The sequence below is a fragment of the Oleiphilus sp. HI0123 genome (genome assembly GCF_001635315.1).
In genome coordinates, this window is the sequence record NZ_LWGE01000883.1 from 1 (window position 1) to 533 (window position 533).

A 533-nucleotide genomic window follows, 5' to 3' on the forward strand; every position below is an offset into this window, starting at 1 on the left:
ACATGCTCTGTCACTAACTGAGCCATATCCTTATCGCCAGTTGAGATCACCACATCGATCTTCTTTTGCGTTGCCTGATGCGCCAAGGCACCAATCACATCATCCGCTTCGACATCAGGAATGATGAGTAAAGGCAAACCCATTGCTTCAATGATCTCGTGAATCGGCGCGATCTGAGAACGTAAATCATCAGGCATCGGTGGACGATTCGCTTTATAGTCAGGGTAAATTTCATGACGAAAGTTCTTACCTTTAGCGTCAAAAACCACAATTACTTTAGAGCCTGGATAGTCGGTTTCCAGCCTTCTAAGCATGCTGATCACACCTTTAATTGCTCCGGTTGGCTGGCCTTTAGAATTAACTAAAGGAGGTAAACCATGAAAAGCCCGGAATAAATAAGATGATCCATCCACCAAAACGGTAGGAAGTGTTTGAGATTGCTCGGTATTTGTTGTCATAAATTGCGTATCTATAATTGTTTAGATGCTGGTAAGAGCTGGGTTTTGAAATTAAAAGTCCGGTGAGTAATCACT

General features: G+C 42.8%; 1 pseudogene. It reads right to left on the bottom strand.

The features are described 5' to 3' along the window. Positions 1-458 (bottom strand): annotated as a pseudogene (locus tag A3761_RS07640) (DNA polymerase I); the annotation flags it as partial. Between the last annotated feature and the right edge of the window lie 75 nt (positions 459-533).